Raw genomic sequence first — 24668 nt, forward strand, 5'->3', positions numbered from 1 at the left:
TCCTAATCTCCAGTCTATGGTGTGCAGTCTGCGCATGGCTCGGAGCCGGATGCGAAAATGTACTGAACCAAATAAACAACGTCATCGATATCACAACCGCCAGAACAATCACAATCGGCGGACTCCTCTGGATCTGGCGCTACTCCGCTCCCGAAAATATACTCGAGGACAAATACGGCGTCATCGATGTCGACGGCTCCGTTGCCGTCGGCGTCTCCGCAGATGAAGTCGCACGCGTCACCGATTTGGTCACCGTCGCCATCGGTCTGGTCCGGATTCTCGACAAAGATGCAGTTATCGCACGAGTCTCCGACTGAATCGCCATCAGTATCTTCCTGAGCAGGATTGTTGACTGATGGACAATTGTCTTCTGCGCAGGTGTTGGCCGGATAACCAGGATCACCGAAACCATCTTCATCAATGTCGGTGCAAACGTCACAGCTATCGCCTTCACCATCTCCGTCAGCATCTTCCTGATCCGGATTGTATACAGACGGACAGTTGTCGCTGCCGTTAACAATTCCGTCGCCATCTGAATCGGGCGATTCGTCACAGACATATGCTGACAATTCGACGCCATCGATATTCCACCCGCAGTATCTCCAGCCGCTATCGGTGCTACCCATCGTCCAGCGCAGATACACGGTCGATTGACCGTCTGCGTAGGCAGATATATCAAGTTCCATTTCGACCCAGGATGCATCGGTTATTGTTCCTGAATTTTCCCAGATGGTAGTCCATGTGGAGCCGTTGGTGCTGATGCGAATGTAGGCATGATCGTAGGTAGGTTGCTCGACACCAAGCCAGCGGTAGAATTTCAGTGACACATCACCCATTCCGGAGCAGTCAATCGCCGGGCTGGTCAGATGTCTCTCTGGCATGCTGTTTTCATAGTCGCCGTTGAGATTGTATCCGAACACATTCGGCAGAACGTAACCACTCGAGGGATCAGGGCCACCGTATTCACCACCGCCACCAGTCGGGACACCGCGCGCCCACTGGCCACCCGAGATCGTCCATCCCTTATCAGTCTCGAAATCATCATAAAATATCTGCGCGATCTCTGTGACGGCAATTACCTGATTCGGTGAACTCGGATCGGGATTGTATATCCTGCCATGTGTCGCCTCTTCTGCGGAGACGTAGAATTCGAGAACGTCCCCGCATGAGATTGCAGGAAGTGTAGCCTGATAGTGGTTCGGCAAGGATTCTGTCATTGCAACCGTCGTAACTGGACTGCCGTTGATAGAGTAGTGAAGCTGGCCGGTGCTCGGCACAGCAACTCCATCACCGATTCCTTCAACAACGACATCAAACGAGGACGGTACGCCGGGGCTGACCAGATCCGGGAGTCCTGAGGGATACGTAAACCCGATACTCGTCACACCGCGGAACCGTATCGTTGGATCGCCGAACACATTCAGCTCGTAGTAAACCCACCGCATGTAGTCATCACTGATTCTGTAGAGGTTATCCTCTTTGGAATCCTGGTTAGCTTTGCCGATTTCCAATTTGCGTTCTGACACATTGAAGATGGCATCCCAGAACTCGCGGTTATACCTCTGAGAAGCGCCATCGGTCGAGTTGAACTGGCCGAATCCATATCGTGCGTTCATGATGACCATGAAAGCACCGTGATCGGTCTTGATATTTGCTGTTTCCGCCCAGCACTCCGTATCGTCAAAATGACCCGCGAGGCAGGTCTGTGAGTATACGAGACAGTGATCGTTATTCGTGAGTAGGTTCATGATATCAGGATTGTAGAACTTCATAGCATAATCGGGACTGCCGTGACCGAGATGGTTTACTACGTGCAAACCGCCGTTTATGCGACCGGCCAGTTCCGTCTGCGACCAGATGTAGTTCTTCTCGTACAGGCTGTCGATATTGTAGATGTTTGAGGGTATGCCGACTGTCGTATATCCGTGCATACTCGAACCGTCGACCAGTTCATTCATATACTGATTGGCATACTCGGCGTCGCCTCCGAATCCGAGATATTCACCAACAAGCAGGAACTCCTGCAGATACGGATCAGCTGTAGTCAGGTAGCCGAGCGTCTTGCTGACGAAGCGGTCAGCTTCTGTGGTGTTGCCAACCGAGGCACGTCCAATATAGACTTCCGCCACAAGGTCTACATCACCACCACCGGGACCGTCTGTCGGCTCACCCCAGTATGAATCATTATCGTAATTCCATGTTCCGTTCAGACATACGAAGTAGAGATCGCCCGGCATGGAATAATCGGCCTCACCCGATGGGTAGCTCATGCGGACAAATAGGTTCTTCGCAGGAATCACATCGTCGTCGCCGCCAATTAGAACATAGTCAATACCGCTGAACTGATATTGACCGGTAATATAGGAACGAACGGCATCCGGATCGTTGCCGCCAACGTCCGTTGTCGTCTTGATTTCAGTCGACATTCCATGGGCGTCATGATATGCCTTTAGAGGCTCAAATGATGCAACCAACTCAGGTGTTGTGAGAATCAGATAGTCGTATGCCTTGTCAGCCTTGAGTCCGGTAGCTGCGTAAGATACTGCTGCTTCAGGATTGTCGATCCTGCTGAGTATTTCCGTCTGATCCGATTCGAGACCGCGGAAGAGAGAATTCGATTTATCTGAATCGATGATGTTCACCACCACAGTCAGGTTCGGATAGTAATAGAGTTCTCCCTTGGAGGGGATGTACTCGACAGGCTGGAGCATCAGAATCAGCATGTCGTATCCACGGAAATTCTGAACGCCAACTTCATGGTAGCGCGATGCAGGGAATGGGTTGTCGGAGCTATAGATTTCTTCATTGGGAACAGGTGCAATCGGATCAATCGGCTCCCCGATCAGTTTCCCCTGCTCTGATACAGGCTCGACCATGAAACCGTCGCCGAGGAAGACCCTCTCTCCGGCAATGATCTCGATGCTCTTTACCTCTGAGCCGTACGGTAGCAATATGTATGCGCCGCTTGCCGGCAGAGCAGGCTGGCCAATGTTGCCGGAATTGGGCGCGTCCGGCATCGCCAGACGATGATAGAAGTCGCCCATAATCCTGACTTCTTCGATTGCCGGGCTGTCGAAGGAATAGTCGATCTTGAGTTGGTCGGATGCGGAATGAGCGACCGGAGCCAGAATGAAGGCTCCAAGCAGCAATGCGGATGCCACTAGAGAGAAGCGAGTAAAGGGAGCGTGCGCTTTCATGGGTTTTCCTCCTATGCAACCAAGCCCCATGCATGTGAACAGGTATGTTGTTATCAATTAATCTTCAAAGAGATGCCTCATGCTCTCACGTCAACAAAAAAGAGAGATTCGTCCGTCTACTAATCGTGTATGGAGATTGCGTACATCTCATCACTGTGTGATCCTTGCGGCTGAGAGAATAGCAGAAGACACCGACCGTCGGCACTCCGGAGACAGGGAATACTGAGTCAATGTATGTCCATCGCTTCTGCTCAGCATGGAGTAACAAATATAAGTTAACAATTTCGACGTATTAGTCAATGGATAAATGGGGAGTAAACTGCATGATTTGAAGTGAACTGCCCGGCACAAAATACCGGGAGCAGAGAATATCTGCTCCCGGTAATCTATCGATTGTGTGCCTCAATGGGACGCAGTATGTCGATTTCTACTTCCTACGGACATTCGGCACACGGTTCCGGACCGGAGGCGAATATGTAGCTTATGACATAAACAGCATCATCAATGTCGACAGCACCGCTGCAATCAGCGTCGCCAGCTTCCATCGGATCCGGAGCCGGGCCACCTGAGAAGATGTACGATATCAAAGCCACTGCGTCGTCGATATCGACTGAAGCCGACCCGTCACAGTCGCCGCACATCCAATCGCAGGCATCGCCGATCAGGTCTCCATCGGAGTCTGTCTGATCCGTATTCGGAACATCGATGCAGTTATCGCAGGAATCGCCAACCGTGTCACTATCGGTATCCTCCTGTAAGGCATTGGCAACCGAAATACAGTTATCGCAAGCGTCACCGACTTCGTCGCCGTCACCATCATCCTGGCTGGCGTTTGCCACGGTCAGGCAGTTGTCGCAGGCGTCGCCGACTTGATCACTGTCTTCATCTTCCTGTCCATTATTTGACACCCCCGGACAATTGTCGACAACGCAGGTGTTCGCCGGGAATCCGGGATCACCATAACCGTCGCCATCGGAATCCGTGCAATCGTCGCAGACATCGCCTACACCGTCTTCATCAGCGTCAGCCTGATCGGGGTTCGGTGTGCCGGGACAGTTGTCGAGTGCGCAGGTGTTAGCAGGATATCCGGCATCACCATAGCCGTCGCCATCGAGATCGGTGCAGACATCGCAACTGTCACCTACACCATCAGCGTCCGCATCCTCCTGATCCGGATTGTACTTCGATGGGCAATTGTCGACCGGACATGTATTTGCCGAATATCCGGGGTCGCCAAATCCATCACCATCTGTGTCGGTGCATTCGTCGCAAACATCGCCAAGACCATCTCCATCAGCATCCGACTGAGTCGGATTCGGGACGGACGGGCAGTTGTCAAGTATGCATGTATTATTGGGATATCCCGGATCGCCATAGCCGTCGTCGTCAAGGTCGGTGCAGACATCGCAGCTATCACCGATTCCGTCGCTGTCTGCATCTTCCTGATCCGGATTCTGGACCAATGGGCAGTTATCCAATGCATCGATAATGCCGTCTTCATCCGTGTCCGCAGTCGATTCACACTCAAACGCGGAGACTTCGAGATCATCGATATTCCAACCGCAATACTGCCAGGAGCCATCTGATGTGCCCATGGTGAAACGGACATAGACAGTAGCCTGGCCGTCAGCGATAGATGATATATCGAACTCTTGGTAAGTCCATGCAGCGTCGCTGACTTCTCCAGAATTCTCCCATATCGTCGTCCAGGTGCTGCCATTCGTGCTGACACGTACGTAAGCATGGTCATATGAAGGCTGTTCTACTCCGAGCCAGCGCCAGAATTTGAAGCTCACCCCGCTCATGGCGCTGCAGTCCATTACCGGACTTGTAAGATGCCTCTCCGGCATGCTATTTTCATAGTCGCCGTTCAGATTATAAGCAAAGCATTTGGGGCTGTTGTGGCCTCCAACAGGATCGGGATTGCCATACTGACCGCCACCGCCTGTCGGGGCACCGCGAGCCCAAAGGCCGCCGGACACCGTCCAGCCCTTATCAGTCTCGAAATCGTCCTCAAATGCAACCGAAATCTGCGTCGCAGCAAAAGTGACATATGATGCCGCTGGAGCATACTGGGGATCGCTGACAGTGCCGTAACCGGTTGCCTCGGCGCTCACGTACCAGTTGATAGTCTGCAGGCATTCTACCGCAGGCATCATGAACTCATATTGGTTCGGGGCCAGTTCAGTGATTGTTCCGGCCTGATATGCTCCTCCATCGATCGAATAGTAGAAAGCACCAGTACCCGGCACCGGATCGGCAGAGATCGATGTAACATTGAACAGTACCGGTGTTTCGACATTCGGAAACACGTAGGCAGGCTTACCACTTGGATATACGAACTCGATGAGTGCAAGGTCGGGACAATCCATATTGTGGGCGCTAAATCCCGCGCAGATTTGATTGTAGTTCGGGGTGCCGTTCCCGAGGTTCGCGTCATCATCGTCGAGCGTCAGGAAGTCGATCGTGATCTGGGGCGTGATTTCCGTGCCGCTGTGCAGCAGGATTGAGTTGATCGTCAGATTAGCAAGCGTGTCCATGTATGTGGTAGGATATTTCCAAACAAGCGCATTCCGGGTATCCCAGATGCAAGCGGAAAGCAACTGACCGCAGTCATGAATGCTTCCGCTGCATGGATACTGATAGTCATTGTCGGCGTTCCTGAGCGGCTGCGAACATTGTCCGTCGCCATAGAATCCGTAGCCAAGCCCGGGATCGTCAGAGTCCAGGATTGAAATACAGTCACTCATGCCCTCACCATACTGTCCCTGACCACTGCCGGCAACTTCGATAAGATGGTGGCCATACTCATGGTGGATAACACTCTGCCATGCCGTATTCGGATACTGACCGCCGGCGCTGCAGAAATTGATCGAATAGTCCCAACTATCATACCAGGCATTTCCGGGGCAGTAGCCGTCGGTGCGGTTGACGTACACATCCATCTCAGTATGAGTCGAGACATCAGGATAAGTCGGGTTGAACTTCATTACGCGATCACGAACCACATTCGCCTCGACATAGGCATTTACCTGCGCCCTGTAAGACTCCGTATTCATTGAATTGTGCACGAAATCAGCGTGCGCGGGAGGTGTGATCGACATGGTCAGTTCGGCATCGGCACCGGTATAGTTAAACACTCTAAACCACTGGCCCCAGATCTTCGATGATACATCGTAGGGAGGTGAACCAAAGTTCTCAATAAAGAAATGGCCTTTGTGATCGGTATATCCGACCGCGCCACTGACTTCGACTCGGGCGTACTTCATCACCTCGACCAGTTCAGGTTCGCAGTCTTCTTGCGCATCACCCTGAGACGCCATGCCCTTGACTGTGCCGGTTACCGTCTCGAAGATGATACCGTTCTCTTCAAAGAGAATCTTCCCGGTAGCGGCATCAGCCACAAATAGCCATCGTTCCGGAAAATCGCTGAGTCCCCAGAATTGGATGGCGCGAGTCGGCTCATAATCGAAACTGTCGTGCCCGGCGAAGATCACCTCTGTCGGTTCGGTAAATTCGGTAAGGCTCGGGTGATCGATGAGGGCTTCACTCTTAGCCAGATCAAACTGATATGCACCTTTGTTGGCGGCGGTGAAATCGCCCAAATTCCTGATTGCTGACGATGCCAGCACGAGAGGGTAGTCAGCCCCGTTGCGAACCAGCAGCCTGAGATCAGACCTGAACACAGGCAGACCATCTCGATACTGTTTGTAATACACGAGAGTGAATTTGTAGTCACCAGTCAGTTCGTTATACATCACTCCGGTGGAATGATTGTCGTCCTTGAGCAGGCTTCCCGGAACAAGTTCCTCAGGCAGCGCACCGAGAACTGCGGAATGCTGTAGCCTAAATGATTCGGCAGTGGCTTCAGGGCTACTGCCGCTTCCAAATGAACGTCCATAGATGCGCGTAACACGATCATCGGTTTTATAGACCTTCAAATTCGGGTACTGCGCACTGAGAAGGCTAAACGCCTGTGTGCTTTCAGCAACAGACTTCTTGGCATAACCGTCAGTGGCAATGCCGAGAGCGAGTGTTGTGAGAAATGCGAGAAATACCACGATAGTGTAGCGTTTCACAATGATCTCCCTCCAGTTTGAAGCGTGATGGTTGAAATATCTATCCCAACTCTGGCAGGTGACTTCACCGGCCCTCCGTGATTCTTTGAGATCCGTTCTCCTTTCTCAGACTATGTTGCGTCAATTCATAATGTCGATCCAAGTCGTCGCATTCCATCTTTGAAAAAGAATGCTCAGCAATCAGCGCACGGCACCGGTCCTGAGGCAAAGATATAAGTTATCAAATACACCGCATCATCGATGTCGATGGCGCCCGTACAATCAGCATCACCCGCCTCGATCGGATCGGGGGCCGGTCCGCCGGCAAATATATAGGCTATCAAGAAAACGGCATCATCGATATCGACTTCGCCGGAACTGTCGGCATCGCCGCATACCCACTGCTGAGAGCTACATTCGAACGACAAGACGGAGAAGCCATCCAGCCCGGCTTCAACAATACTCTGCGGATCATCATCATTGGCCGTGAATCTAATCTTCATAGTCGAAGTCAAATCGACACCTGCCGCAATCAGCTCCGCCTCAGTGATTTCGTGATGGCGCCAGGTCAGGCCTCCATCTGTATCATGATTCGCGATTTCCGTCCAGGTTCCGATACCGCCCTCGCTATTGATCTCCACAAGCAGTTTATCGATTCCGCCTGCCACATTGGTCAGGAATAGGAAGTACTCATAGCTGATCAGTCCACCGTTGGACATATCAAACGTCGGTGATGTAAGCCTGACAGCGCCACCATCGACATCGGTATTTCCGGTTTGGTTCTGCGTGAGAAAACATCGCCCGCTGCCATCACCGTCGGTCACCGGATCATAATCCCAACCCGGATCGTTGACTGGTATCCCTCGCTGCCAATCGCCGCTGGTCGCCCCAAGATTCGAAGCAATCCATCCCTGATCAGTCTCGAAATTGTCGTCAATCGAAGCTATTACACTCGTGGCAATCCACGGAACATTCGGATCCGAGGGGGGAGGATCGTAGTACATACCGGAGTAAACGTCCTCTGCGCTGACATAGTATCCAATCTGCTCGTCACACGTGACTGCAGGCAGTTCCGCCTGGTACAGGTTCTCGAAAATCTGTGTCAGTGCGACGCTCGTGACCGGCGCGCCGTCGATTGAGTAATTCAACATCGCGGTTCCCGGTACAAGTTCTGCGCCGTTGACAGGATTGAGCTGTAAATCGAAGGGGGTTGTGACATCAGGCTCCAGATAGAATGGCACTCCAGCCGGATATGCGAATTCGATCCGGGGAGCCGTTACATCCTGCATGACGGCGTAGACCGTTGCCAGAGACGCCTTAACGAGCTTCGTCATGTAGTCAAAGTCCATATACGACGTGCTGTCCCGATAGGAGTGATACACAGTCGAGAAAATGTACTCATGCACGAACGTAACAGTGTATCCATTCTGGGCGAACGGGTAGTGGTCAGAACCGCCGGAACTTCCAGCCAAGACACCGCTTATGCCAACCAGCGAATCTGCCAGTTCCTGCCACAAGATCGAATAGCTGTTGTCGGAACCATAGAATAGATTCGCCTGTGTTGTGTTCTCGTAATGCGCAATCATATCCATATTGAGCATGTAGTCTATCGTGTCGCCGTTTGCAGCGGCGTTATCGGCATAATGGTAGGCCCCGAGCAAGCCCTGTTCTTCACCACTGAAGGTTATGAAGATAAACGTCATAGTAGGTTCAGAACCAGCCAGCACCCTCGCGATTTCGAGCGTCCCGGCTGTCCCCGAGCCGTTATCATCGGCGGCAGGAGAGCTCGACACCCCATCCCGGTGCCCACCAACCACGATATACCGATTGGGTCGCAGTGTGCCTACTTTGACAGCAATAGTGTTCTTGACAATAGTCGGACTGCCCGATATGCTGGTCGTGAACGAATCTGTATAGACAGAATCATAACCAAAGGACATGAACTTCTCTTTGGTCCATTCAGCAGCCGCGTAGCAGGAATCACTTCCGCTCAATCTTCTGTAATATGCCTGAAGCCTTTCAGTATAGGAAATCAGTGAGTCCTCTGAGACCAGGCCAATCAGCGAATCAAGATCCACACCGGCAGCGAGCAGAGCTTTGTCGAACCTCCGAGGCTCATTGTATTCTATTATCATGGGACGAATCGAAACCGGTGCCAGATCAATTTGGGTTTTCGACTGAGACAGCTCTGTGAATTTTGCTCGAAATATCCTGAGATTATCCTCTTCATATACGAGCGGATACATGCCGACATTCCCGAGGTCGAGGCGCGTATCTACGGCAAGCTCATCTTTGGTAATGTCCCGTTCGATAAGCTCAAACTGAGTCCCAGTTTCATCGAGGTCCCGTATTTTGTCCGATTCAACGAGTACAAGATAGCCGTTGGAGAGCCGCACCACAGGCTCAATGTCCAGGGCGGCAAGTCGCTCAGCGACGGCATGACTTGGGACGAGTACTCTGTAAAGGTCTGTTCCTAGGGCGTTGGCCGTTCCCAGAAGCAGAATCAGTGCAACCAGACTGAATCTTTTTGACATATCCATTCTCCTCACATGTTGTCAATCCAACAATCACGCCGGATCGCGATGCTCAGTCCTGCAACATCTCCCGTCGCAGGACTACCAGCCACAGCTTACGGACACGTAGAACAGGGTTCAGGTCCCTGAGCAAATATATAAGCGATCAGGAAAACCGCATCATCGATATCAACCGCACCTGAGCAGTCGGCATCTCCCGACTCAAGCGGGTCAGGCGGTGATCCACTCGCAAAAATGTACTGTATCAAATAAACCGCATCATCGATATCGATGGCTGTCGACCCATCCGCATCACCACAGATATATGTAATCTCGCACGTGTATGCCACGACCCCAAATGCATCGAGCCCAGCTTCGACAATCGAGCCGGCGCCAAGATCCGATGCGACAAATCGTACCTGCATGTTGGTCGTAGGCGTCACATACGCATTGACCCAGAATCCGCTCTCGTACCATCCACCGGAGGCCTCATCGACCGGGCCGACGATCTCGACATTGGTCCAGCTCCCACCGCCATCGCTTGACACATCGATGGTCATCTCATCAGCATATGGCGAGTCGCCCATATTATTGGAATACCACCTTGCATAGCTGATCCTGGCATTGATCCCCTCGAGATTCAGAATCGGAGAATAGAGGGTGGTCGAACCATCATCAACATCCGAATTTCCGTCCGTGTTATCGGTCACATAGCACATGCCGGAGCCATCATAATCGTTAGCGGGATCACCTCGATCACCGCCTCCGACAGGATCTCCCCGCTGCCACTGTCCATCAACAGCAGAACTCGATACAGTCCAGCCCTGGTTGGTCTGAAAGTTATCCTCGAAGAAGACATCCGATCCCGTAGCGACTACAGCAGAGAAAGAACTTGCCGGGGCGTCAGGAGGATCCGATACCGTTCCACCCTCGAGAGTCTCTGCCGTAACGTACCAACTGATGATACTTCCGCAATCGGTTGCCGGAAGCACGACCTCGTACTGATTCGGACTCACTTCGTCCATCACTCCGGGCAGGAAAAGCCCACCGTCGACGGAGATGAACATCGCACCTGTGCCCTGAATCGGTGTACCTGCAACTGCATTAACATTCACTGGAATCGTTTCAGTCTGATTCGGGTTCACAATCTCTGGCTGACCGCTGGGGTACTCAAATGACACATATGCCAGCGCAGGGCAATCCATGTTGTGCGCGCCGAAACCGGCACAAATTTCTTCGCGATGCGGAGTGCCGTTATCGATATTGGCATCATCATCATCGAGAGTTAGCCAATCGATAGTGATTTGAGGTGTAATCATGTTACCAGTGTGCAGCAGTATTGAGTTTATCGCAAGATTTGCGAGAGTATCCTGGTACTCGCCACCGGGATAGGTTACCATCAATTCATTACGTGTATCCCACACACAACCTGATAAGAGCTGTCCGCAATCATGAATTTCGCCGCCGCACGGATACTGCTTTGTATTGTTTGCATCTCTTAATGGTGTGGCACAATCGCCGAAGAATCCGAATCCTGTTCCGGATTCATCCGTAATCAACAACCCCATCACGTCGCCGAGGCCTTCGCCATATTGCCCCTGACCGCTCCCTGCCATATTCACCAGGTGATGCCCGTACTCATGATGTATCACTGTTGACCAGGCGGTATTGGGATAGCCACTTCCCGTAGCACAGAAATTCAGAGATTCATCGCCCGGATCGTACCAGGCATTCCCGGGACAGTATCCATCGTTGCGATTGACATACACGGGGAAGCCCGTCTGAGTCGAAACCGCGGGATAGAACGAATTGTGCTGCAGAGTCAGGTCGCGTACTACGTTAGATTGTATATAAGCATTGACCTGGGATCTGATATACTCAGTGTTTGAAGCATTGTGAGTGAAATTAGCAGGATCGGGAGGGGTGACAATTTGTGTCATGTCTTCCACACTTCCGAGATAATTGAAGATTGTGAAGAACTCTCCCGTCATAGGTGATTCGACTGTAACAGGGGATGCGAAGATCTCCTTGAACAGAAAATCACCGTAAATGTCAGTGTACTTCTGGGAAGCGCCTATGTTGACTTCAGCATACGGCATTGCCATAAGTATCTCATCTTCGCAATGCTCCGCACCGCTTCCCTCGGTCGCCAGTCCGCTCACATTTCCGGGCACATCCTCGAAGATGATCCGATCTTCTTGGTACAGGATTTCGCCGGTGCCGGCGTCGGCTACAAACAGCCATCTCTCGGAATTATCGTTAAATCCCTCAAATACGATGGCGTGAATCGGCTCAGAATTTATGTCGTCATAGCCCGCCCATATCACCTCTTTAGGTTCTGTGAATTCTGTCAAAGTCGGGTGCTCGATACTTACGATGTTCCTCGATGTCCCTATATTGATTCCAGACCGATTGGCGGCACTGAAATCACCCAGATCACGCAGTGCAGATGCTGCAAGAACGACAGGATAGCCCGGCTCATTGCGGACAAGTAACCTGACGTCGGCCCTGAAGACCGGCAGGCCGTCCCTGAACTGCGAGTAATAAACGAGAGTGAATTTCGATTCACCGGTCTGCGAGTTGTACATAACCGGCTGAGTGTGTCTACCGTCAGCAAGACGACTGACGGGCAGCAGGTCGCTCGCCTCGGCGCCCAGGACCGCCGAATAGGCAACTCTGAACTCCTCTGCGGCATCTTCAGGGCTGCTTCCGGAGCCAAATGCCCTGCCGTAGATCCGCGTAATTCTCCCCTCGTCACTTCTGTAAGCATTCACTGCAGGATAATCAGATTGCAGTAGCCTGAATGCCGCCTCAGCCCGGGCATTGCTCGCCGCGGATAGGTCGCTTAGGGCGCCGAGAAGCAGGACTGTGCATAGCAGGATGCCAATCATTGCGGCTGGCCTTGTTCGGACTCCGACGCCAGTAACATTCAGTAATTCCACTCTTCACTCTCCCATAGTTGGTCCCGGTTGCAGGACAGTTAACTGCACGGTTTATCAATCAATTGAGGTTATTTCCTGTAGGGCGACAACACCCTTGCTCATCAGTTGGGCACGGATCATTGCTGTAGCAAGAAAACGAAAGCTGATCCCGGCCAGCAATAGCCAGAAGCCACAGACACCTGCATATTTCGATGAATTGTAACTCAGTCTGGTTGGAGACTCTGTGTCGATGACGTCTGACCTTCGCTTATCAGTCGCGGGCAACGACCTGCAACAGGCGTGCAACAGTATTTCTTCGACTATCCATTTCTCTTGCAAAGTCATGAGTACTATTTCCCAGCAAAGGCTGGTAGTTTTGCGGGGCCAAGCACTCGAGATTGAAAGGCGCGTACAAATCACCGTCCGACGGGCAGTATACTACCGAGAATCAAACTCCAATGAAGAGTCAGTTAAGCTGCTTGCGAACAAGAGTTGCGTTATGCGTATGTCCTTTGCTCATGCACGGATGGGACAAAAGTCCGGTAAGAAAATTATAATGTGAGTGCTTGCCATCCGCTTGAACTAAGATCAATATAATCATTAATAGACCCACGTCAACAAATAGTTTGTCCACGCATGAAGCATGCGAGACTTGACGTTGCATGGTCGCAACAGTATCTGGGACAACCGGCTGCTGGGAACGTACGCGGAGAGCAATGGTCTCACCTTCCCGAAACTGTAGCGGCCTCTCTCATAACAGCTTACGATGAACTGGACAACAGAGACTCAACCTGCTGCATATCGCCGGGAAGTGCCGATTCAAACGTGACCAAAAGCCTCGATACCGGGTGCATGAACGACAGCTTGAACGCGTGGAGTGCCTGGCGATCTATGTTTTGCAGAATCTCCCTTGCCATTGCACGGTGTTGATCAAACATGCCCCGCAGCGCTTTTTCCCTGCCACCATAGTCGGGGTCCCCAATGACCGGATGGCCTGCGTGTGCCAGATGCACTCGTATTTGGTGGGTTCTGCCTGTAACGAGCTGTAGCTCGAGTTTCGCGGCGAATTCGTATTGCGCAATGACATCATATTTGGTAGTCGCAGGACGTGAACCGGAATCGGTCACCGCCATTCTCTTGCGATCCTTCCTGGACCTGCCGATCGGTGCCTCGATCGTACCATTCTCTTCCGGCATATGTCCCCAGATAAACGCAACATACCGGCGTTTTATCCTCCGTTCCTTCATCTCGTCTGCCAGGAATGCGAGCGACTTATCACTCTTCGCAACAACTATCAGGCCGGAAGTCTCCATATCGAGGCGATGAACCAGACCGGGGCGCAGTTTACCGGAGATGCCTTTGAAGTCCTTCACATGATGGAGAAGAGCATTGACGAGTGTGCCGTCCCAGTGCCCCGGTGCTGGATGCGACACCATTCCGACAGGCTTGTTCACTACGATGATTTCATCGTCCTCGAACACAACATCAAGCGGGATATTTTGCGCTACGAGGTGAAATTCCCTGAGTTCAGGAATGACTACATCAATTTCGTCACCTTCATGAGGTCTATATGATCCTCTCACATCGCACCCGTTGACCGTGACATGGCCTTCCGCAATCAGCTTCTGAATGTAGGTTCGGGAGATGTTTGGAAGCTTCGACTGGAGATAGTGGTCCACTCTGCGGAAGTCATCATCCGGCTCAACCAGGAAATTGTGCTGCTCCATGTATGACTCCTGCTATCGCGTTCGTACGCTGAAGCTCATCGATCGGGTTGACTCAGACGCGGAGTAATCGCTAATGCTACGGGCTTTCGGTGCCTGCTCCCCGCTCCAAGTCCGACTCAGGACTATTGCCATGCTGACGACTGAACACAAGAGACAGTATAATTATAGCCATGCCGACAGAAATAGCGGCATCGGCGACATTGAAAACCGGCCAGCGCGTCATGTACAGGCCTACGAAATCTATATCTGGAACATCAATGTCTGCAAAGTCTACGACCGTCCCGAGCCGGATGCGGTCTATCAGATTGCCTATAGCGCCGCTCAGTATGGCCGCCAGCGATAAATCCACCAGCCTGCTCGCACCCAATCCCCTCCAGAACACATAAACCACTACCGCAATCACGACGAATGAAGTAACGATGTGGAATGTATTCGATCCAACAGATACTCCAAACGCGCCCTTCGGATTGAGCACGTATGTCAAGCGAACAGTATCGCCGAATATCGAAAGTGATTCGCCGGGAACGAAATTTGACTGGATGAGATATTTGGTCAGGATATCAAGAAGAAGTAGCAGAAGAGAGACAGACAACAACAGAAGAATGTATCTATTGCTGCGCCGGTCGCGTGACAGTGCATCTGAGCCTAGACCCGTCAAGGTTGTCTCATTGTCTCTTCTTGGAATCGCTCTCTTCCTCCTCTTTACACTTGATACAAAAGCGCGCATGAGGAAGAGCGGTGAGCCGCGCCGTTCCTATCTCAGAATCGCACTTTATACACTTGCCATAGGTCTTGTCCTTAATGCGGCGCAACGCCTCATCAATGTGGTAGAGAAAACGCTGGCTCTTGGAGGCAAACATGAATGTCTTCTCCCTCTCCATAGCATCCGTCCCCTGATCCGCCATGTGATAGGAGTAGCTCGAGTGATCACCCGTAGCCTCCTTGGTTGTTGCATCCGCCACAGATCCTCGAAGGAGCCCCATTTCGTGAAGGACTTCCCTTCTTCTCTCCAGAAGAAGCTTTTCGTACTTCTTCATATCACGGGTGCGCATAAAACCTCCATGAACTATACCTTTTTCACTCGGATAACTGCGTGATGGCCATTAATGTTCCACTCTTGAATGAACCAATCTTGGCCACCTGTGAACGTAGGCTCGTAGACGAGCGAATCTGCAAGAGTCTCTCCTTTGATGTAATCAGCGCATCCCGAAGCTGACGAAACAACCGGCTGCGACGAATCATAAGTCACATTGATCCGGTCGACCACATCCAAGCCGTGTCCCTTCCTCATATTCTGAATCTTGTTGACCAGCTCGCGAGCGAAACCTTCTGAAATCAGATCGTCCGTCAAAGTTGTGCTAATCGCTACTACAATACCGGAATCTCTTTCGCTGGCATAACCATCGCGATCGACGGACTCTATCTCGATTTCGTCGGTTGTGAGAGTGATGTCATGCCCATTCAGCGAAAGCGCCAGTTTGCCCGTTTTCTGGAACTCGCTCAGTGAAGCATCGGATAGCGAACTGATAGCATCTTTGGCCCACCCGATCTTCTTGCCGAGTTTCGGCCCAAGCAGCTTGAAATTAGCCTTGGCTGTCAGCGATGTGACTTCTGAAGCATCATCGGAGAATACAACACTCTTGACATTCAACTCCTCAGCAATGATCGGCTTGAGGTTATCCAGATCATCAGCCGACAAATCATCCGGCAAAATCACCCTTAGTTCGGCAAGTGGCTGCCTGATCTTCAGATTAACCCTTGTCCTGGCCGCGCGAGCAAGATTCACTATCTTCTGAGCTGCGCCCATTCTCTTTTCGAGAGCGAGGTCAATCGCAGCTATATCCGCCACCGGGAAATCCTCCATATGGACACTCTGATTAGCATTCGGCTCGAGTTTAGCAACCAATTCACGGTACAGAAACTCTGTGAAGAATGGCATCACCGGGGCGGCCAGTTTTGACACAGTAACGAGACACTTGTGCAGCGTGGCATACGCGCGGTACTTGTCGGAATCACCCGCCGCCGCCCAGAATCTCCTCCTGCACCTGCGTACGTACCAGTTCGAGAGATCATCCACCACAAACGAGGCGATTGCACGCGTTGCGGGAGTCAGATCATAGCCTTCAAACCTGTCATTTACATCTTTGACGAGACTATTCAGCGCCGAGAGAATCCAGCGGTCGATCTCAAGAGCCGGTCCGGCCTTCTCTTCGAGAAATGTCAGCACAGGCTTCGAAGCATCCCCTCCCCGCTCGTACACCTTGTCGAGATTGGCGTACAGAGAGAAGAACGAATATGTGTTCTTCAACGTCTGCAGGAACTTCCGCTCCATTTCAGTCAGCGCAGCTTGATCGAAACGTGTCGGCAGCCACGGCTGCGAAGAGGCGAGCAGATACCAGCGAAGAGAATCTGCGCCGTTCTTGTCGAGGACTTCCCAAGGATCAACGATGTTGCCTTTCGATTTCGACATCTTCTGGCCTTCTTTATCGAGAATGAACCCGATAACGATCACATTCTTAAACGCTGTCGACTCTTTGAAGAGTGTCGCAATCGCAGTCAACGAGTAAAACCAACCGCGCGTCTGATCGGTCCCCTCGGAGATGAACTCAGCGGGAAACAGACTGCCGAAATTGCCATTGTTTTCGAATGGATAATGATGCTGAGCAAACGGCATAGCGCCGGAATCGAACCAGCAGTCGATCACCTCCGGAGTGCGTACCATCGTTCCGCCACACTTGCACGAAAACGTGACATCGTCAACGTACGGTCTGTGCAAATCGATGTCGTCCGGAACATCCGAGCCGTGCTCCTGCAATTCCTTTATCGAGCCGATCGAATCGAGTTCACCACACGAATCGCATACCCATATTGGCAAAGGAGTCCCCCAGTACCGTTCGCGGGAGAGTGCCCAGTCGACGTTGTTCTCCAGCCACTCGCCGAAACGTCCACTACCGATTTCCGACGGATACCAGTTTACCTGCCTGTTCGAACGTAAGAGGTCATCCTTGTGCTCGCTCGTTCTGATGTACCACGATTTCCTTGCATAGTACACGAGCGGTGTATCGCAGCGCCAACAGAAGGGGTAGTTGTGCACGTACTTCTCTTTCTTGAAGAGAATCTTCCGCTCTTTCAAATTCTTTATGATGTGAGGGTCGGCATCTTTAATGAACATTCCCGCCCAGTCGGTGACTTCGCTCTTGAATGTGCCGTTCGGCTCCACTGCCTGCAGAACCGGTAACCCGTACTTCTGGCCTACGGAGTAATCATCTGCGCCGAAAGCGGGCGCCATGTGGACTATGCCGGTGCCATCTTCAAGAGTCACGAAATCGGCGTTGGTTATGAAATACGCATTCTCAATCGAATCTTTGTAATAGTCGAAAAGCGGTTCGTACTTCTTGTGCTCCAGTTCAGAACCTTTCATCCGACCGACTACCTTGAACTCGTCGTTGATCACGCTGTTGGCGAGCGCCTCAGCAAGAATAAGATCCTGCCCTTTGTACTCGATGCGGATGTAGTCTGCGTCGGAATGAACCGCCAGTGCGACGTTTGAAATCAATGTCCAGGGCGTTGTTGTCCAGACAAGGTAATACAGGTTGTCCTCGTCGGCAGATTTGACTTTTACAAACACCGACGGGTCCGCAACTTCGCTGTAACCCTGCGCAACTTCATGAGACGACAGTCCCGTCTCGCAGCGCGGACAAAACGGAAGTATCTTATGGCCCTGATATATCAATCCCCGCTTGAAGAAATCGGAGAGGATATACCATACCGATTCGATATAGGAATTATCACAAGTAACATACGGCTTATCGAGATCGAGCCAGTAGCCGATGCGAAGCGTCAGATCATCCCACTCCTTGAGATACTTGAAAACAGACTCCCTGCACGCCTTGTTGAATGGCCCGATGCCGTACTCCTCCACAGCGGCCTTCGAATCGAGCTTGAGAGCCTTCTCAACTTCGATCTCAACCGGTAGGCCATGTGTGTCCCATCCTGCCTTGCGATCCACACGAAAGCCCTTCATCTGCTTATAACGACAAACTGCGTCTTTCACAGCTCTGCCTATGACATGATGAATGCCCGGCCTGCCGTTTGCCGTAGGCGGCCCTTCGAAAAATACAAACGGAGGAGCGTCTTTTCTCATCTCATGACTTCTGTGGAAGACATCTTCGGTGGCCCAGAAGTCTAATATCTTCTTCTCAAGATCTGGAAATGAGAAGTCTTTTCTCAGTTCGTCAAACATGGTATCAGTCTATTCTCCTGACCACCGACTCTATGAGCCGTGTCAAGTTTGGTTCAGCTTCCCTGGCTGTTCCCAGTATTTCATCGACGCTCACAGCCTTCATCGCATCAGGAACACCCATGTCGGTTACAATCGAAAAACCAAGTACTCTCGTTCCCTGGTGCCGAGCTGCAATCACCTCCGGAACCGTGGACATGCCGACAACATCAGCCCCGATGATTCTCAAATATCTATACTCGGCAGCGGTCTCTAAGTTCGGTCCCGTCACTGCCGCGTAGATGCCTTTGCTCAGCTTTATTTTCTCGTCTCTCGCACAATCTTCGGCCAATCTTGCAAGATCCTTATCGTAGCAGTTGAACATATCCGGAAAGCGGCTCCCTATGTTGTCATGATTCACGCCTATCAGCGGACTGCCACCTAGAAGGTTTATGTGATCGGTTATCAGGACGATCTCGCCAAGTTCGAACTGCGGGTTAAGACCGCCGCTTGCATTGGAGACGACCAGCGTCTTGACGCCAAGAGCTCTCAGCACACGGACGGGATATGAAACCTGCTGGATTGTATAGCCTTCATAAACGTGAAATCTGCCCTGCATGGCGATGACCTTCTTGCCTGCGAGCTGCCCGAAAATCAGCCTGCCTGCATGAAATTCCACGGTCGAAACCGGAAAATGGCTGATGTCCTCATACGATACGGATGCAGATTCATCAATTCTGTCGGCAAGAGTGCCGAGTCCGGTGCCGAGTATAATTCCGACTTCCGCCGTGAAATCGGTCTGCTTCCTTATATCCGCAACGCTGCGCTCTATCTGGTTCATCAGTTCGCTCATAGCTGCGCTCAAGCTCTCGATCCGAAAAGTGAAGTTCCTATCCTGACCATATTGCTGCCTTCCTCAACGGCGATCTGATAGTCCCCGCTCATTCCCATCGATAGGTACGACATTTCGACATTGGACAATGCATTCTCTTTGACTTTGTCGAACAGTGCCTTCGTGAGCCTGAAACTATGCCTTATCCTTGTCTCATCTTCAGTGAGCGGCCCGATTGTCATCAATCCCCTGAGTCGCAGATTATCCAGTTTCCCGATGTTGTCAACCATTTGCATCACATCATCAGGATCGATCCCGAATTTGGTCTCTTCGCCTGAGGAGTCAACCTGCAACAGAATGTCTACCGGTGTTGTAGCCTTAGCATTAATGGCTTCCGCAAGTTCGTATGAATCCACAGATTGTATCATATCGTACAATTCTATCGCCTTGCCTATCTTGTTTTTCTGCAAATGACCTATCAAGTGCCATCTGCAGGAGGCTTTCACAGCCGGTTTCTTGGTCGCGCTCTCCTGCACTCTGCTCTCCCCGATGTCGGTCAAACCGGCCGCTACAGCTGCATCGACCGCCTCAGCTGGAAACTTCTTAGTGACGGCAATGATAGTCACAGTTGACCCCGTCCTGCCGACCTTCTCCAGGCATTCAGCGATGTCGCACCGTATCCGCGCGACATTCTCCATCAGTTCATCATACGCGACCATGAAGCCTATGAAAATAATCCAATAGCGCTGGTATGGCAACAAATATTTGCTTCGGAAGTTTGCTTCGGAAGGGAACGCGCTGCGTCACCAGGAATTCCGGCACCTATGAAGAACACACTGCAAGTCACGATCCCTCCCTGTGACCTGGAAAGCAGCGACTAGGTCCCTGCGCTAGTCAGGATGCCCCGACTTCCTGTATCTAATGCTCCCGTCTCAGAGCTGAGATCGTGTTTCCATCTCAGTCAACCGAATCGGCTGAGATTATCTTGAATATCTCGCCATCGCCATGGTCGAGAACATGAATCTCACCGCCGGCGTTCTCTCCTGGTAACGCTATTTCCACCAACAGGATGCTAATCTCTTTTGAATATTGCAGGTGCCAACAGAGTTCCGGAAATCCTGTCCTGACAACAATTCACGCCGGGGCTTACTGAGAAAAGTTCTTGCAATTTTCGATTTTTCGTGAATCATTTGAACCAATCTGCCGTCCAATGGTAAAGTGATGTAACAGATTGGAGGTTTTTCGAAATGATAATGACGGTTTTGAAGCTGGTTATGGTAGCCGCCTATGCGGGCCTTGGTTATCTATACTACTACCTGGCTGGATGCGAAGGCGTGTCCTGTCCGCTCACATCAAGTCCAGTGGCGTCAAGCGCTTACGCCGCTGCGCTCGGCACTCTGATAACATTCGGACTGGTGCCCTTATTCCGGAAAAAATCGGATGAAGAATCTGGCAAAGATTAGACTTGGCCGCCGCTGAATCGATCTTATATTAGCGCTGAGGTTTATGACAATGCCGATGTTTGAGTTCAAATGCAGCAAATGCGGGCATGATTTCGAGGAGCTTGTGTTCTCAAGCACGCCGTATAGTGCACGTTGCCCGAAGTGTGATTCACCTGAAGTCGAAAAGAAAATTTCAGCATTCTCTTCCGGTGGATCTCCGAAAACCGGAGGAGGTTGCAATCCATTCGGCTGAGGAACGGGTTAGACTCCGGCGGTCGCCGGACTGGAAAACCATGAAACAACCACTCGCGACATTCATAATTCTCGGTCTTCTGCTCATGATTCATTCATGTGGAGAGAGTTCTGATACTGCAAAGACGAGTGAACAGAGTTCGGTGACTACTGCCGACAATCCTGAGAATCGAGCACCGAAGCTCAAAATCGGGGAACCTGAAGTTCGCGATTATATCAAATGGTATGACTACGATGAGGGAATCGAGAAGCTTACCGGAACGACTAAGTACGGGATACTCTACTTCGATACCACAGACTGCGGTCCGTGTCGATGGATGGAAGATTCTTTGTTCAGCATTCCCGAGATCATAAAGGCCGTCAACAAAGATTTCATTGCAATCAAAGTACAAACGGGACGCAATGATACACTCCACTATCAAGGACGAGCCTTCGCCGAATCCTATCTCAGGAAAATATTCCTGCTGTCCGGATATCCGACCACAATCTTTATAGAGGGAGCAACCAACCAAATGGTAGGTGGTCAGGCGAGCATCATGTATCCGGACCGTATGCTCAATATGATGAGCTACATGACTTCCAAGGCCTACAAGTCAATGAAGTTTGACGAGTATGTGGAGTTCAAGGAAGAACAGCAATCAGAATAATATCTTGATCTGACAAACCGACGAAGGAGAACTACATGAGAGCACTGATCGCGATACTGTCAGCACTAATTTTGATGCTGATCATCGGATGTGGTGGTGCAGAGTATGTATCCCCGGAACCGGAGAAGCCTGCCGTGCCGTTTGAAGCCGCTCGTCCTGCCGGGAATATCACCTACTCGACCGGTGACACAGTCACGACTGAAAGCGGACTGAAGTACGTGGATGTCGTTGTCGGTCTCGGATTGTCTCCTGAGAAAGGTCAGACATGCATCATGCACTATACCGGATGGCTTACTGACGGCACCAAATTTGATTCATCTCGCGACAGAGAGCAGCCGTTTGAGTTTCCGATCGGATTCGGCCGAGTGATCAGGGGATGGGAAGAAGGCATTGCATCGATGAAAGTCGGTGGTCGCAGAATGCTGATAATCCCTTCGAACCTCGGCTACGGTTCACAGGGTGCTCCACCAGCAATTCCGCCGAATGCGACGATTATCTTCGATGTCGCGCTGCTTGGGCTGAAATGACTGGTTCAGTCAGTGGCAGACGTATTATCTGCCGGAAAGCACTTAATATATTTCGTATCGAATCCGCAGGGGTTCGTCCTATCTGATTATCCACAAATTCCTTCAACGTCTGGAATTAGGTTTCTGGATCATTCAGAAACCGTTTGACGCAAGTCTTCGTCGAGTGTACATTGCTGGAAGAAAAAAAGATGTAAATATGCAGAACCAGTTCTCAGAGAATCCATCGAGGCGTGCTCTGTCGCAGGCGATTCTTGCCGCGGTCGCTATCACATTCATATTACTCAATCCTGCCTTGCTGAGTCAGGATAGCAACTCGGGCAGCACAGTCGCAATACAATACGGCGATTTAGTCGATAAATCGGCTATCACTCACAGCGGTGAGACCGTTGGTGAGATTATCCCGAAGCTCCCCCGGTATACAGATGAACTGAAGGGAGTGGTTCAGCAGTATCTCGAGCCATTCTCGATTCTGTGTCATGATGTGCTGCTGTCCAGAATCGGACCTGACTCTCTGCCGCTGCTCAATATTATCGCTCACTATCCGGTCGGATCTGAGCAGCCCGCCTGGGCGGCTCTCTTCCGCGAGGGACATTATCAGCTCTATTACAATAAGGATCTGATTCGCCTGTTCATCAAAGGCAGTGACCCAGCAAGCAGTTTCGAGATTCACCAGTCAGTTGTGAGACACGCAATCAGAGAAGTCATCAACAGCGAGCACACATCCATCAAGAACGTGGAGATTTATGCGTTTGAGAATGATTATGCAAAATCGGAAATACGACTCAACACAATCCCGACCAGGTTTGACGTCGACAGCATTGACCTTGCCCCAAGGCGAAAGCCCATGGATCTGGCTGGAATTGAGGAATTTCTGGATCAGGGTGTCATTCTCAAGGCAGTTGAAGTCGATGAGAATAGCGACCTGCTCTTCTATGGCAAGAAGGCGCAGCCGCAGACCATTGCAGGCTACCCGATTTCGTTATCAGATATTGCCGTGATTTACCGGTCCGTATTCCATTATGGTTACAATGCACCTTACATTAGCCTTGACAATCATGAGGACAACAGATATGCGAAGGTCAATTTCGGCGGACACCTCGAGAATACTCGCGCCGGATACGTCGTGCTCGAAGCCGACAAGCTCTTCAAGTCGCTGAGTACCGGGCTCGATCCCAACACGCATGAACTCATTAAGGCGAGAATTACCGAACACGTACCCGACTTTCTGACGGAGGACGAACGCCAGTTAGTCGAACAGGGTGGCATGGGCCGGACAAGAATTCGCTACTGGTTTTACCCCGATTCAATCGGAACCGTGACAGACGGCAATACAGGGGCGGTGCTTACGGATCAGTTCCTGGCAGATGCAGAACGTATGGATGCCAATGTCGATTTGAGCAGAGCTGTCAGGGAGACGATCGACCACCTAAATGACAATTTCAGCCAGTACGAAAACGCAGAAAACACTTACCGGGAACTAAGCAATATCGGCGGAATAATGGCGCTTGTCATCTGGGAGAGGGAGATGAACATGAACGAAAGAGTCGAACTGGACGACCTGCTCTCCGTGAGACTACCAGCGTTCTCGACTCCCGACAAAACGAAGAAAATGCTCGCAGTTACCGCCATGGCGTATCCTGACGGTGAGGTCTTGACTGACCAAAGTGTCAGAGAACGAACCAGTGTGTACCATATTTCTCATCTTCTTGATCAATGCAGCGCATCCACAACGGACGATGAGTTTCTCGAAATCGCGAATGCCTTCACCTCTGGTATTGACATTTACGATCTCGCCCCGCTCGCTTACAAAGAGATGCGAGCAGATGTGGAGCGCTACGACAGCCTGCTCGCATTGTCAGAATCGGAGGTACAAGCGCTTGTTGCTGAGATAGACAGCATTAGGAAAACGCTGGACAGGAGCGATTCCGACGCAGTTAACCGGTTGAATGAACTGATTGACAGATACAACATCTTGCTTGAGAGTCGCGAGCCTTATCTTTCTGCCCGCAACGAGCTGGCTGATCAACTGAACAATGCACAACTGACCCGCAGGTCTATCGCTTCGGTTGGAGGTGGAATTAGTCTCCGTCCGAGTGACTTCAAGAGAGTGACTCACAACGCCGGTGCACCGAGAGTGAAAGAAATCTCAGATTTCAAGAGCCGTGTCGAGACTGCTGGGGGGCATGCCGTGAAGGGAGATTGGATACGTAGCGGTTCCGGCTCACGAGGGTCACCTCCCCCGGACACCCCCCCACCAACCGGACTGCCGCACCACCCATACGGCCACCCGGATGAAGCCGATAGCCCGCAAGAAGCGATTCAGGTTTCAGCAT

Annotated in this window: 15 protein-coding genes; 5 read left to right on the plus strand and 10 right to left on the minus strand. The window is 51.4% G+C overall.

Annotated features, from left to right (window positions below):
* Positions 1-14 precede the first annotated feature (14 nt).
* The 10 genes from KKH67_00865 to KKH67_00910 form a co-directional block, all read right to left on the minus strand.
* A complete protein-coding gene (locus KKH67_00865) occupies positions 15-3197 on the minus strand; it encodes a choice-of-anchor J domain-containing protein (protein ID MBU1317723.1) in 3183 nt (1060 codons plus the stop codon).
* Between the two features lie 434 nt (positions 3198-3631).
* The gene (locus KKH67_00870) at positions 3632-4792 is read right to left on the minus strand and encodes a thrombospondin type 3 repeat-containing protein (protein ID MBU1317724.1); all 1161 of its coding nucleotides are present in this window, start codon (positions 4790-4792) and stop codon (positions 3632-3634) included.
* A gap of 2657 nt (positions 4793-7449) precedes the next feature.
* Positions 7450-9789, minus strand: coding sequence for a M28 family peptidase (locus KKH67_00875; GenBank protein ID MBU1317725.1), 2340 nt, complete (start codon positions 9787-9789; stop codon positions 7450-7452).
* Between the two features lie 95 nt (positions 9790-9884).
* Positions 9885-12710 (minus strand): dockerin type I repeat-containing protein, encoded by a 2826-nt coding sequence (locus tag KKH67_00880; protein MBU1317726.1) that lies wholly within the window; start codon positions 12708-12710, stop codon positions 9885-9887.
* Positions 12711-13450: 740 nt separating this feature from the next.
* The gene (locus tag KKH67_00885; GenBank protein MBU1317727.1) at positions 13451-14416 is read right to left on the minus strand and encodes an RluA family pseudouridine synthase; all 966 of its coding nucleotides are present in this window, start codon (positions 14414-14416) and stop codon (positions 13451-13453) included.
* Positions 14417-14492: 76 nt separating this feature from the next.
* Complete coding sequence (gene lspA, locus KKH67_00890) at positions 14493-15074, minus strand: signal peptidase II (GenBank protein ID MBU1317728.1); 582 nt, start codon at positions 15072-15074, stop codon at positions 14493-14495.
* A gap of 7 nt (positions 15075-15081) precedes the next feature.
* Entirely contained in the window at positions 15082-15468 is a 387-nt protein-coding gene (locus KKH67_00895; GenBank protein ID MBU1317729.1) for a TraR/DksA C4-type zinc finger protein, read from the minus strand.
* Positions 15469-15482: 14 nt separating this feature from the next.
* A complete protein-coding gene (ileS, locus tag KKH67_00900; protein MBU1317730.1) occupies positions 15483-18659 on the minus strand; it encodes an isoleucine--tRNA ligase in 3177 nt (1058 codons plus the stop codon).
* Positions 18660-18663: 4 nt separating this feature from the next.
* Positions 18664-19488: a purine-nucleoside phosphorylase gene (locus tag KKH67_00905; GenBank protein MBU1317731.1), complete on the minus strand. Its 825-nt coding sequence runs from the start codon at positions 19486-19488 to the stop codon at positions 18664-18666.
* 8 nt (positions 19489-19496) lie between these two features.
* A complete protein-coding gene (locus KKH67_00910) occupies positions 19497-20225 on the minus strand; it encodes a YggS family pyridoxal phosphate-dependent enzyme (protein ID MBU1317732.1) in 729 nt (242 codons plus the stop codon).
* Between the two features lie 489 nt (positions 20226-20714).
* Between KKH67_00910 and KKH67_00915 the strand changes: the two genes are divergently transcribed.
* The 5 genes from KKH67_00915 to KKH67_00935 all read left to right on the plus strand — a co-directional run.
* Complete coding sequence (locus KKH67_00915) at positions 20715-20930, plus strand: hypothetical protein (protein ID MBU1317733.1); 216 nt, start codon at positions 20715-20717, stop codon at positions 20928-20930.
* 49 nt (positions 20931-20979) lie between these two features.
* Complete coding sequence (locus KKH67_00920; protein MBU1317734.1) at positions 20980-21162, plus strand: zinc ribbon domain-containing protein; 183 nt, start codon at positions 20980-20982, stop codon at positions 21160-21162.
* A 40-nt stretch (positions 21163-21202) separates the two neighbouring features.
* Positions 21203-21808, plus strand: a complete 606-nt coding sequence (locus KKH67_00925) for a thioredoxin family protein (protein MBU1317735.1) — start codon at positions 21203-21205, stop codon at positions 21806-21808.
* A gap of 35 nt (positions 21809-21843) precedes the next feature.
* Positions 21844-22335, plus strand: coding sequence for an FKBP-type peptidyl-prolyl cis-trans isomerase (locus KKH67_00930; GenBank protein ID MBU1317736.1), 492 nt, complete (start codon positions 21844-21846; stop codon positions 22333-22335).
* A 196-nt stretch (positions 22336-22531) separates the two neighbouring features.
* Positions 22532-24668, plus strand: a 2137-nt coding sequence (locus KKH67_00935) for a hypothetical protein (GenBank protein MBU1317737.1), incomplete at its 3' end; no start/stop codon positions are given.

This window comes from Candidatus Zixiibacteriota bacterium (assembly GCA_018820315.1).
Classification (GTDB): Bacteria; Zixibacteria; MSB-5A5; order JAABVY01; family JAHJOQ01; genus JAHJOQ01.

Coding starts and splice junctions, on each gene's coding strand:
- KKH67_00865 (MBU1317723.1), bottom strand. CDS start 3,197: ATGAAAGCGCACGCTCCCTTTACTCGCTTCTCTCTAGTGGCATCCGCA.
- KKH67_00870 (MBU1317724.1), bottom strand. CDS start 4,792: ATGGGCACATCAGATGGCTCCTGGCAGTATTGCGGTTGGAATATCGAT.
- KKH67_00875 (MBU1317725.1), bottom strand. CDS start 9,789: ATGTCAAAAAGATTCAGTCTGGTTGCACTGATTCTGCTTCTGGGAACG.
- KKH67_00885 (MBU1317727.1), bottom strand. CDS start 14,416: ATGGAGCAGCACAATTTCCTGGTTGAGCCGGATGATGACTTCCGCAGA.
- KKH67_00895 (MBU1317729.1), bottom strand. CDS start 15,468: ATGCGCACCCGTGATATGAAGAAGTACGAAAAGCTTCTTCTGGAGAGA.
- ileS (MBU1317730.1), bottom strand. CDS start 18,659: ATGTTTGACGAACTGAGAAAAGACTTCTCATTTCCAGATCTTGAGAAG.
- KKH67_00905 (MBU1317731.1), bottom strand. CDS start 19,488: ATGAGCGAACTGATGAACCAGATAGAGCGCAGCGTTGCGGATATAAGG.
- KKH67_00915 (MBU1317733.1), top strand. CDS start 20,715: ATGATAATGACGGTTTTGAAGCTGGTTATGGTAGCCGCCTATGCGGGC.
- KKH67_00920 (MBU1317734.1), top strand. CDS start 20,980: ATGCCGATGTTTGAGTTCAAATGCAGCAAATGCGGGCATGATTTCGAG.
- KKH67_00925 (MBU1317735.1), top strand. CDS start 21,203: ATGAAACAACCACTCGCGACATTCATAATTCTCGGTCTTCTGCTCATG.
- KKH67_00930 (MBU1317736.1), top strand. CDS start 21,844: ATGAGAGCACTGATCGCGATACTGTCAGCACTAATTTTGATGCTGATC.